The 11,924-nt window shown below is 52.0% G+C and carries 8 protein-coding genes; all 8 read left to right on the plus strand.

Annotation, left to right across the window (positions count from 1 at the left end; translation table 11 throughout):
• The first annotated feature begins 55 nt into the window (after positions 1-55).
• Positions 56-1,264, plus strand: coding sequence for a D-mannonate dehydratase ManD (gene manD, locus B3187_RS15650; protein ID WP_286807388.1), 1,209 nt, complete (start codon positions 56-58; stop codon positions 1,262-1,264).
• 104 nt (positions 1,265-1,368) lie between these two features.
• On the plus strand, positions 1,369-2,100 hold the full coding sequence (locus B3187_RS15655; protein ID WP_286807389.1) for a FadR/GntR family transcriptional regulator: 732 nt from the start codon (positions 1,369-1,371) through the stop codon (positions 2,098-2,100).
• A 436-nt stretch (positions 2,101-2,536) separates the two neighbouring features.
• Entirely contained in the window at positions 2,537-4,744 is a 2,208-nt protein-coding gene (locus tag B3187_RS15660) for a TonB-dependent receptor (protein WP_286807390.1), read from the plus strand.
• A 289-nt stretch (positions 4,745-5,033) separates the two neighbouring features.
• Positions 5,034-5,738 (plus strand): 3-keto-disaccharide hydrolase, encoded by a 705-nt coding sequence (locus B3187_RS15665; RefSeq protein ID WP_286807391.1) that lies wholly within the window; start codon positions 5,034-5,036, stop codon positions 5,736-5,738.
• Between the two features lie 3 nt (positions 5,739-5,741).
• Positions 5,742-8,168, plus strand: a complete 2,427-nt coding sequence (locus tag B3187_RS15670; RefSeq protein ID WP_286807392.1) for a PVC-type heme-binding CxxCH protein — start codon at positions 5,742-5,744, stop codon at positions 8,166-8,168.
• A gap of 2 nt (positions 8,169-8,170) precedes the next feature.
• Positions 8,171-9,364: a Gfo/Idh/MocA family protein gene (locus B3187_RS15675; protein ID WP_286807393.1), complete on the plus strand. Its 1,194-nt coding sequence runs from the start codon at positions 8,171-8,173 to the stop codon at positions 9,362-9,364.
• Positions 9,365-9,420: 56 nt separating this feature from the next.
• On the plus strand, positions 9,421-10,815 hold the full coding sequence (locus B3187_RS15680; RefSeq protein ID WP_286807394.1) for a divalent metal cation transporter: 1,395 nt from the start codon (positions 9,421-9,423) through the stop codon (positions 10,813-10,815).
• A gap of 3 nt (positions 10,816-10,818) precedes the next feature.
• Positions 10,819-11,924 (plus strand): Gfo/Idh/MocA family protein (locus B3187_RS15685; protein ID WP_286807396.1); only part of this gene is annotated, 1,106 nt, incomplete at its 3' end.

The raw sequence follows: 11,924 nt of genomic DNA on the forward strand, positions 1-11,924 counted from the left end.
TTCCAAAAGCTGGCCCGGCTGATATTCGGTAATACCTGTTAAAGTGGTTATTTTTATGAAAATTGTAAACTGTAAAGTGATTGTGACCTGTCCGGGTCGAAACTTCGTGACCGTAAAGATCGAGACTGATGAGGGTGTATACGGGATTGGCGATGCGACACTTAACGGACGTGAACTGTCGGTGGTTTCTTATCTGGAGGATCATCTGTTTCCCTGTCTGATAGGGCGAGACCCTCAACAGATTGAAGATATCTGGCAGTACCTGTATCGAGGTGCCTATTGGCGTCGTGGACCGGTTACCATGACCGCGATTGCCGGTATCGATACAGCGCTGTGGGATATTAAAGGAAAAATTGCCGGACTTCCGCTTTATGAGTTGCTTGGCGGACGGTCACGAGATGGTGTGATGGTTTATGGTCATGCGAATGGCGTGGATATTGAGGAGACGGTGGATGAGGTGGCCAAGTATATTGATCTTGGTTACAAAGCCATTCGTGCCCAGTCCGGTATTCCTGGAATTCCCTCCACCTATGGGGTCGCCAAAGAGAAAATGTACTACGAGCCGGCCGACTCGGATTTACCCTCCGAAAACGTCTGGTCCACTGAGAAATATATGAAGCATGTCCCTAAGCTTTTCGATAAGCTCAGGGAGAAATTCGGCTTCGAGCACCACTTGCTTCACGATGCCCATCACCGGCTGACACCGATTCAGGCCGCTCGCGTGGGCAAGGATCTTGAGCCCTATCGCCTGTTCTGGTTGGAGGACTCTGTTCCCGCGGAAAACCAGGAGAGCTTCCGCCTGATCCGTCAGCATACGACAACTCCCTTGGCGGTGGGGGAAATCTTCAACTCCATCTTTGACTGTCAACAATTGATCACCGAGCAGCTGATTGACTATATTCGCACCACGGTGGTGCATGCTGGTGGTATCACTCACCTTCGGCGAATTGCGAATCTGGCGGATCTGTATCAGGTCCGTACGGGCAGTCATGGCGCGACAGACCTTTCTCCCGTCTGTATGGGCGCCGCACTGCACTTTGATACCTGGGTGCCAAACTTTGGCATCCAGGAGTATATGCGCCATACCGAACAGACGGACGAGGTGTTTCCGCACGACTACCGCTTCGATAAAGGCTACTTATACGCAGGAAGTGCCCCCGGACATGGTGTAGATATTGATGAAAAGCTGGCCGCAAAATATCCATACAGTCCGGCCTACTTGCCCGTCAACCGTCTGGAAGATGGCACCATGTATAACTGGTAAGGGAGTTGGACGTACCCAGGGACGGATTGACTCGAGAGCAGACTGATGCGATTATTGTTGGCCTGACCACCAGATATGTTAACCAACGCAATAGAGCAGCGCCAATGGAAATACAGGCAGTCAAAGTCCGTCGACTTTACCTCGAGGTCGCCGGTCAAATCGAGTCGCAGATCAAAGCCGGAAAAATCAAACCGGGCGGACGACTTCCGTCCGAGCGGGACCTGGCGGTTAAATTTGATGTCAGTCGGCCCACTATTCGTGAGGCCATGATTGCCCTGGAAATTGCCGGACTGGTGGAGATCCGGACCGGGCGTGGGATCTACGTGGTCAAGCAGCGCTCGCCCCAGGAACTGGAGGTTCGGGATGAAGGGCCGGGACCGTTTGAGATCCTTGAAGCCCGTCGTTGCGTGGAGACCGAGACGGTGGCGCTGGCGGCGGCCCGGATTACCCAAAAGCAACTAATGGACCTGGAGCTTGCCTTGCGGGAAATGGAAAACGAAGGGGTTGAGGGGAGTGTGACGGAGCGTGCCGATGAGCGCTTTCACTGTATCATCGCCGAAGCCTCCCAAAACAGTGCGCTGGCGGCCACCGTGAGGTGGTATTGGCAGCTCAGGAATGAGTCCGAGATCAGCACCCTGTTTCACAAGAGGGTGCGTGAGGAGGGGGTGCACCCTTCTGTGAATGAGCATCGCCGAATCTTTAATGCGTTGAAAAACCGGGACCCAGTTGCCGCAAAGAATGCCATGAGAGCCCATATCTCAAGGGCGTTGGAGCGGGATTGGGCGCTATTGGATGACGGCGCTGGCACCATTGTTTCTGTAGACGAAGACGACTGATCCCATAAGCCCTTAATAAAGGTGCACTCCTCAACGTGCCAGTGCACCTAGGGCTCTTTCCTGAGACCCCCTCGGTCTATCCATACTCTGAATTTGCGCTAACGTTCATTTTTTGTTCAAAAAAGTACAAGCAACTGCTTGACTCCGGAAGTTCGCAGGGTTAAGGTGGCCTTACCACTTGGCCGTATGGCCTTGGCGAGCATGCGCAAACACGCAGTCAGCATGAGGGTCGGTAATTCTGTCCTCGTCGCTCGACCACAAAAGGGGTAGGAGAGACTTCAATCAGCCAAGAGGCGTCTTTGGGGCGCCGTTAGGATGTTGCAGCGGGTAGTTTGTGGCGCTTTGGATAAAGCGGTTGTCCACAAGAGCTGTAGCGGCGTTGGCATCAGCGAAGTTCCCACTGACGCTCAAATATTAAATAAATGAGGCGTTAGTTATGAGCGTAAACATCCTGTCAAAAAAGCGACTCAGCATCGCAGTTGGTCTGTTGAGTGCGGGTATTGGTTTTCCCAGCGCAGTCCAGGCCCAACCGCAGCTTGAAGAAGTGCTTGTCACCGCCCAGAAGCGGGAGGAGAGCGCCCAGGACATTCCCGTAGCGGTATCGGCCATCGATAGCGAAAGTCTGGAGAATATGGGCGTTAACGATTTTAACGACCTGACCAAAGTATCGCCGTCATTGACCATTACGCAGGGTGATCAGGCGAACAACAGCCCGATCGCACTGCGGGGTATTGGTACTTTTGCATTCGGCATGAGCATTGAGCCCAGTGTCGCGGTGATTATCGACGATGTCCCCGTCGCCGCGAGTGCTCAGGCTTTTTCGAATCTTGTGGACGTTGAACGAATAGAAGTGCTGCGCGGGCCGCAGAGCACTCTGTTCGGAAAGAGCGCGTCTGCTGGTGTGATCAATATTACGACCAAAGAGCCGTCAGAGTACCCGGAAGCAACGATCGAGTTGAGCGCGACTGACGATGAAGAGGTTCGAGTTCTGGGCTCGGCGTCTGGAATGTTAACCGACACTCTGGGTGTCCGGGTCAGTGGCTATCATTCAGATTATGAAGGCCATGTTGAAAATCTGCATACCGGAAACACCATTAATGGCAAGGAAAGCAAAGGCCTCCGTTCAAAGTTCCGCTGGGATGCGAGCGCGGACCTTACGCTAACGCTAATTGCGGATATCAATGAATCGGAAGATAACTGCTGTGCGTCGCCCTTCAACTATGTGTCGCCCGACGCTCGCAATATTAATGACGACCCTCCAGCGGTATGGCTGGAAGGTATTACACCTTCAAGAGAGAACGACCAGGTTCGAATAGATGCCGAGCCGCGAAATACCTCCGACGACTGGTCAACCACGCTGAAGGCCGAATACGATCTGGGTGAACACGCTCTGGCGTCCATCACCGGGCTTCGGAAGTGGGAGTATACGTTTTTTCAAGATATTGATGCGACTCAGACCTTTGAGCTGAATCAATCATCTGGTTATGAGACAGATCTTCTGACGCAAGAATTTCGATTGACATCTCCCGCATACGATAAGTTCGACTACGTGGCGGGACTGTACTTTGAGAAAAAGGATAATGCCCGGTGGTTCCAGCGAGGCCCCGTGTTCGTTGCTGACTGGAGCGCCGAAGCGGACAACGAGATTGCAGCAGTGTTTGCTCAGGGTAAGTATTCGATCAACAACAGTCTGACCGTGATTGGTGGTCTGCGCTACCATCAAGAAGATATTGGTGTGAGTTTCCTGAGGCCGGGAGATGACCCTATAACTGGCACATCTACAGATGATGTGGTTTTGGGGAAATTGTCCCTCCAATACTTCACTGCGGGTGATCTGATGTTCTTTGGTAGCTACAGTCAGGGTCATAAAGGTGAGGGTTATGACATTACCAGTTCCTTCTCGGAGAGCTCTGCTGATTCTCCGGTAGGTGCAGAGACCTCTGACTCATTCGAGCTTGGTATGAAAGGTACCTTCCTGAACCGTCGGCTTCAGCTGAATACCACTTTGTTCTCAACCTCTTATGAGGGGTTTCAGGCGCAAAGTACGGTCACCGACCCGGATACTCAGACGATTGAATTTAAGCTGAATAACGTGGGTGATTTACAGACGTCCGGGCTTGAGATCGACGCCACTGCACTTTTGACTGAAAATCTTCAAGTGGATATGGGTATCGCCTTGATCGATGCGGAGATCGAAGAGTTCACTGGGGCGGATTGTTATGACCTACAGACAGAAGCCCAGGGCTGTGCTGATGATAAGCAGGATTTGAGTGGCACCGAGCTTAATAACTCGCCGGATCTCAAAGTAACTCTCGGAGCGAATTATGATTGGCGCTTTGAAGACCTGCCTTTTGATGGCTTCATCAACGGTTCTTATCAGTGGCAGGATGAGGTTCGATTCAGTCTGCTAAATGACCCGACGACCTATCAGGATGCTTACGGCATATTTAATCTGAATGTCGGCATTCGCGATAAGGACGATGCCTACAAACTGACCCTGTTTGTCAACAATGTGACCGATGAGTCCTATGTGAGCGGAGCCGGACAGTCGCAAGGGCTATTTGGCGGGGAAAGCGTGCTGACCCACCAGGTGCCCCGTGCCGCACAGCGTTATGCGGGGGTGAAGCTCAAGCTCAATTTCTAGGAATCTGGCGGCTACTCGTGTTCTCTCTCTCTCACTTGGGGTAGCTGCCCAGTGTGGAAGCCAGTCGGATTAACAGGGATGTGCACACTTTATCCGGGGCTTGTCATTCAGGCCTCGGTTTTTTGCTTTAAGCTTCAGCGCCGCAGAAGTGCTTTGTGGGGAAACGTAAAGTTACCATATTGTATATTGCAAGCAGTCAGGTAAAGCGGTAAGGTGGCCTTACCGCTTTGTGGTGTCCGAATCCGCTCATTGGATATCTAAAGTTCTCCTAAATATGGACGGCTTAGTCATGAAAAAATTAATAATTATCTTTCTTGCAACAATCTCGATTGCTGGCTGTTCGACGCAACAGAAAGCCGAGCCAGGTTCAACTAACCTAATCGATGACTCCCTGAGTCATTTTGAGAATATTTATGATTATGGTGACGCTCGAGTCGAAAACGGCGAGTTGATACTTCGCTCAACCGGTAACTGGTTCTTGACGACCAAAAAACGCTACCAAGATTTTATTCTGACGGCGGAAGTGATCATGCCCGACGTCAACGAATACAGCAACTCGGGCATAATGTTCAGAGGCCAGGTAAAAACGACCGGAGATAAGCGCGAGGCAATGGGCTATCAGGCCGAAGTTGATCCGAGTGATCGGAAGTGGAGTGGCGGGCTTTATGACCAGGCTCGTCGCCAGTGGCTGCACCCGGTGCACGCCACCCGCTCTGAACCCGATGAAGATTTTAAAGAAAGCTATCTGCCCGGTTGGACCGATGAAATGGCCAACGCCTACCGCCATCTCGAGTGGAACAAGTACCGAATCGAGTGCCGGGGAAGTGATATTAAAATATATGTCAATGGCGTTCTGACCACCCATGTTCGAGACACCAAGGACAGTGAAGGTTTTATCGGCTTGCAGCATCATGGCAGTCAATTATTGAAAGAGACCGGCCGTACCAACAATATTGTACGTTTTCGAAATGTCACTATTACTGAGTTGGAGTAGGTTGTGCGGACAGATAAAAATTTCAAGAAGAATAGTGTAGCCGTATTGGCTCATACCCTGGTTGGCCTGTCGATCGTAGGTTGTTCGTATGCGGTGTTAGAGGACGATTCTCAGCCGGGTTCCGAGACATCGGAAACCGAGGCGACGACAACAAACCTGGGTGATCGCGAAGGTCACGACATGACGCCGCCCATTGCCGCGGAGGATATTCCGCCCGCACCGGTTCTGACGGTTACAGAAGCCTTGGAGTCCATGCAGATACAACCGGGCTTTGAGTTGGAGAGCGTCACTGCCGAGCCCTATGTCTTCAATCCAGTGGCCTTGAGCTTTGACGGTGACGGGCGTATGTGGGTTGCGGAAATGACCACGTTCATGCCGGATCTGGATGGCAATAATGAAGAAATTCCCGTTGGAAGCATTGCCATTCTGGATGATACCGATGGCGACGGGAAGGTGGATAATCGAACGGTATTTCTTGACGATATTATCCTGCCCCGAACCATAGCATTGGTAAAAGGTGGCATTCTGTATTCCGATCAGACCCAACTGTACTTCGCCGAAGTCAAGGCGGGGGATGAGCTGGGTGTTCGCGAAGTGGTTGATCCGGATTACGCTCGGGGTGGCAGTGTAGAGCATAAGCCCAATGGGATGCTCTACGCTCTGGACAACTGGTACTACAACGCCAAAAGTGATCGTCGCTACAAAGTCCTCCCACTGGATGAGGAATTGCCTTCAGGATCTGAAGAGATCTATCGCAATCAGTACTGGAAGATGGCGCTCTCCAAAACGGAATCCCGTGGACAGTGGGGCATCAGCATGGACGATTATGGCCGACTTTTCCATAACTGGAATAGTGTACCTGTGCAGGGGGAATTTTTACGTCCTAATTCGCTAAACCGTAACCCCGGACTGGTTCAGGAGATAAAAGCCCATAGCATCGGCGACAAGCGGGTATACCCCGTGCGAATCAATCCCGGTGTGAATCGAGCCTATTTGCCGGAGACACTGGTTTCCGAAGGGCCCGACAAGGGCAAACTGGTCAACTTTACCGCCTCTAGCGGCAGTGTGGTTTATCGGGGCAATCAGCTTCCTGATGAGTATTACGGTGTGGCTTTCGTTCCTGAGCCTGCAGCCAACCTGATCTCCGCCAGGCGTATCGTTGAGGGACAGGGCGAGCTGAGCGGCGAGGAGCTCTATCCGCAAAGTGAGATACTGGCATCTACTGACGAGCGTTTTCGGCCGGTAAATCTTTATACAGCACCTGACGGAACCTTATACATAGTCGATATGTACCATGGCGTAATTCAGCATAAGGAGTTTCTGACTACCTATTTGCGGGAACAGTCTGAAGCTCGTGACCTGGACGAAAATAACAACAATATGGGCAGGATATACCGGTTGCGTTGGGCTGAGAACGAGTTACTGGACAAGCCTCAGTTGCTCAATAAAACCAGTTCACAGCTGGTGCCACACTTGGCTCATGCGAATGGTTGGCACCGGGATACCGCCAGACGTCTGATTGTCCAACGTAATGACAGAAGTGTCGCGGAAGAAATTACTCGGCTTGTGGAAACAAGCGACGACCATCGAGCTCAGATCAATGCGCTTTGGACCTTGGAGGGGCTGAATGCTGTCAACCGGGAAAGCATCCGAGCCGGATTGAATTCGCCGCACGCTAAAGTAAAGGTTTCTGCCATTGAGTTGCTGACACGCCTTTCTGAGAATGAACAGCAGGAATTTGCGCAGAATCTTGTCAGATTGTCGACCAGCGACTATGAGATTGCGCTGCAATTGGCATTGAGTGCTGGAGAGCTGAAAATTGACAACACGATGGAGCTGTTGACGTCGGTGTTGAATGAGTATGGCGATCGGCCATTGATCAACGAGGCTGTGGTCAGTGGAATTGCGGGTCGAGAGCAAGAGCTGGAGTCCTACTTAGGAGATGACATTAATGAGAAGCTGAGCAGTCTCCTGAATCTGGTGGGAAACCAACAGATTGTTGAAAGTAACGTAGATTATCTCGTGACCAGGGAACAGATCCAGTATATGAGGGGCCAGGAGATGTATGAAGGCCGTGCAGCCTGTGCGGGTTGCCATGGCCAGCATGGGAAAGGTCAGGAGGGTATGGCGCCGCCTCTGGCTAATAGTGATTGGGTCACCGGTGAATCAGAAGTACTGATTAGAGTTCTGCTGCACGGCTTGCGTGGTCCGATCAAGGTCAATGATGTTGAATATGAATTTCCTCTCGTTATGCCCGGACTGGCCGATAATGACAGCTTTAGTGATCAGGATCATGCTGATATCGCCACGTACATCCGAAATAATTGGGGTAATGCGGCAGGTGCTGTCAGTGCCGATGAGGTCAGAGAGGTTCGAGAGCAAAGCGCAGCACAGAATCAACCGTATACAGCCAGTGATTTGGGTCGATAGTCATGGAAACACCTAACCAGGGGCCTTCTGACGGCTCAGTAGAGAATAACTCGCCTGCGGTTCGTGTCGGCATTGTTGGCCTGGGCAATATTGCCCGGCAACACATTCAGAATATCGTCGATGGAGAGGTGCAGGGTTGTGAAATTGGGGCCATCTGTTCTCGCAGTGGCTCCGAGCTTTCGGATGAGCTTGGGGTTCAGCACTTCTCTGATTACCGCGCGCTGTGCGATTCGGGGTTGGTGGATGCGTTGATCATTGCCTCGCCCACCATGCAGCACTTCTCCATGGCCAAGTACGCCCTGGAGCGGAAGCTTCATGTGATGCTGGAGAAGCCGATCGGTCTGTCTTCGTTTGAAGGTGAAACGCTTCTTCAGTACGCCGACGAGAACACCGTGTTTGCGTTGATGCTGAATCAGCGGACCGATCCCACCTTCAGCAAAATGAAGGAAATTGTGGAGAGTGGCGTTTTGGGGCCGATCCAAAGGACCCATTGGACCATGACCAACTGGTTCAGGCCTGAGATCTATTTTGAGGTCAGTGACTGGCGCGCCACCTGGAAGGGCGAGGGCGGTGGTGTACTGCTCAACCAGTGCATTCACAATCTGGATGTATTTCAGTGGATCTGTGGTCTTCCCAATGAGATTCATGGGTTCTGTGAGTTCGGTAAGTATCATCAGATCGAAGTTGAAGATGAAGTGACGGCGTATCTGCGCTACCCCAATGGCGCCACAGGACTGTTTGTCGGTTCTACCGGTGAGGCTCCAGGCGTCAATCGTTTCGATGTGATTGGCGACAGGGGCAGCTTACACTTTGATTCGGGTCAGGTTACCTTGGTCCGAAACCAGCAGAGTACATCAGAGTTCAACAGACAGACAGACGATATGTTCGGTATGCCTGAGAGCCACTCCGAGATTGTCAGCACGGGTGGCAAAGTGAATCAGCACGCCCTGATAATGACCAACTTTGTGGATGCCATCCGAAAGGGTGAGACACTTCTAACTCCTGCGGAGCAGGGCCTGGCGTCCTTGGATATGGCCAACGCCATGTTGTTATCAACATGGCTTAAGAGACCGGTAAAGCTACCGCTTGATCGACAGACTTATCAAGGGGCGCTGGAGGACAGGATTGCTTCGTCATCGCTTCGTAAAAAGTCGAATAGAAAGGCCAAGGTCAATATGTCAGCCTCGTATCGCTGAGCGAACATCGATTGCCTTTTATCCTACAGACTATTCAATGAAATCCAGGATCCAGTATGAGTGATTCCGCTAATAATGAGCTGGCAACCTTAAGCCGCATTTCCGTTAAGCCCTGGTACGCCCGGGTTCCAACCTATCTGATACTGAGCGGTCCAGGATGGTTGCAGGGCGCCATGACTCTTGGGGGCGGGAGTGCCGTTACCTCCCTGACCATTGGTGCTTTGTTTGGGTACGAGTTTCTATGGGTCCAGCCGGTATCAATGATCATTGGCTGCGTGATGTTATTTGCGCTATCGCATCAAACCTTGCATACACAAATAAAACCGTTTGAAGCAATGAAAAAGTATGTCAACGCCCCGTTGGCATGGCTTTGGGCGATCGCAGCATTTGCTTCCAGTATTATCTGGGGGTTCGCTCACTATCCGCTCAGTGCCGGTATGATTGAAGAGATTGTCGTGGTCTCCACAGGCTGGTCCGTGGATGAGGGGAACACGGTTGGACGTGATATGTATCTGTTGGCTCTGGCGATTCTGGTCTGGGCAGGCTGCGCATACACCGCATGGAAATATGGTGAACAGGCCGGAGAATCAGGCGGAAATAGGTCGGGTAAGGCCAATGCGATCAAGATATTCGAGACCGGTATCAAACTACTGAGTGGGTCGGTAATTTTTGCCTTTGCTTGGGTGGTTATCAGTGCGAGCTTGAATGGCAAGGTCGATTGGGGAGCTGTGATGGCTGGTTATATTCCCACTTCACTGCCTCAGGATGCAGAGGGCGTCACTATAATGATGGCGGCGCTTGGAAGCGCGGTGGGTATTAATATGACGTTTATCTATGGTTATACACTTCTGTATAAAAAGTGGACGCCGGCGCACGTCGAGCTCTCACGGTACGATATCGGCTTTGGTCTGGTGTTGCCTTACGTTCTGGTCACCAGCTTGATTTCCATTGCGGCGGCAGGGGCTTTTTTCAATTCTGATATGGATATTCAAGGCAAACTGAGCCCTGCGGTTGCGGGCAAGATGTTTATGTCCGCGGGGTTGGATGAAGTGACCAGTCGCCTGATCTTTGCTTTTGGGATATTGGGCATGGCGGTCGGTTCCCTGGTTATGCACATGCTGTGTTGCGGCTCTGCCGCGGCAGCCATGTTCAATTGGCCGGAGGGGAGCTTGAAGTATAAGTTAGCTTTGCTATCACCTACCCCTGCAGTATTGGGCGTATTTGTCTGGTCAACCATGGGCCCCTACGTGGTGTTGCCTACGTCGGCGATATGTGGGTTGTTGCTACCCATTGCGTATATCGGCTGGGCAATTTTGCACAATAGACCCAGTTACCTGGGTGACGCCATGCCAACCGGATTAAACAGAGTGTTGTTTAATCTGGCAATGGTGTTATGTATTGTGACTGTAATGGCCAGCGTGGCTTATTCAACCTGGGTTCAATTGGTTTAGAACATGAATGACTCTACTTCAGTCAATATAAAAGACGGCGCCAATTACGCGCCGCTGGGTAAATCGGAAAAAGTCGTTGCGCCAGAGGAATTCGGCTTTTCGGTCGCCTGGCTGGATCACGGTCATATTTATGGGCAGACCAATGGCCTGTTGCAGGCCGGCGGAACGCTTCGCTATGTGTACGATCCGGATCCCAAAAAGCTGGCTGCCTTCTGCGAAAAGTATCCCCAAGCCAAGGTGGCTGAGAGCTTTGATCAGATGCTGGCCGATGACAAGACGCTATTGGTGGCATCCGCAGCGATCCCCAACGTGCGAGCGGACATTGGCGTTCAGGTGATGCAGGCCGGAAAGGATTACTTTACCGACAAGGCGCCGTTCACCACCCTGGAGCAGCTCGATCGGGTCAAGCAGGTGGTGGCGCAAACGGAGCGCAAGTATGCCGTGTACTACGCCGAGCGGTTACACAATGAAGCGGCCTGGGCGGCGGGAGAACTGATTGCCGAAGGGGCAATTGGTCGGGTGCTTCAGGTCATCAATCTGGCGCCCCATCGATTGTCCAAGGCGACCCGCCCCGACTGGTTTTTTGATAAGAATCAGTATGGTGGCATTCTGACCGATATCGGTTCACACCAGGTGGAGCAGTTTTTGACTTATGCTGGGGTGACCGAGGCAAGCATCAATTTTGCGCGGGCCTGTAATCTGAATAATGCCGACAAGCCCGAGCTGGAAGATTTCGGTGAGATGTCCATGACGGGGGATAACGGTGCGTCCTTCTATACCCGGGTTGATTGGTTTACCAGCGATGGACAAGCGACCTGGGGCGATGGCCGGACCTTTATTCTCGGTACCGAAGGGAATATTGAGTGTCGTAAATACAATGACGTGGCAAGGCAGGCGCCGGCATCAAAGGTGTTTTTGACCAATGCTCGGGGTGAGCGGGAGATTGACTGTCTGGGGCAGTCGAGTTTCCCGTATTTTGGTCAGCTGATTCTGGATTGTCTGCACCGGACCGAGAATGCCATGAGTCAGGCGCATGTGTTCAAGGCCGCCGAGTTGAGTCTGAAAGCGCAGGAGATGGCGGATGAAGGTCGTCGGGTTACGCTGCGCTA

This window comes from Marinimicrobium sp. UBA4209 (genome assembly GCF_002381585.1).
Lineage (GTDB): Bacteria > Pseudomonadota > Gammaproteobacteria > Pseudomonadales > Cellvibrionaceae > Marinimicrobium > Marinimicrobium koreense.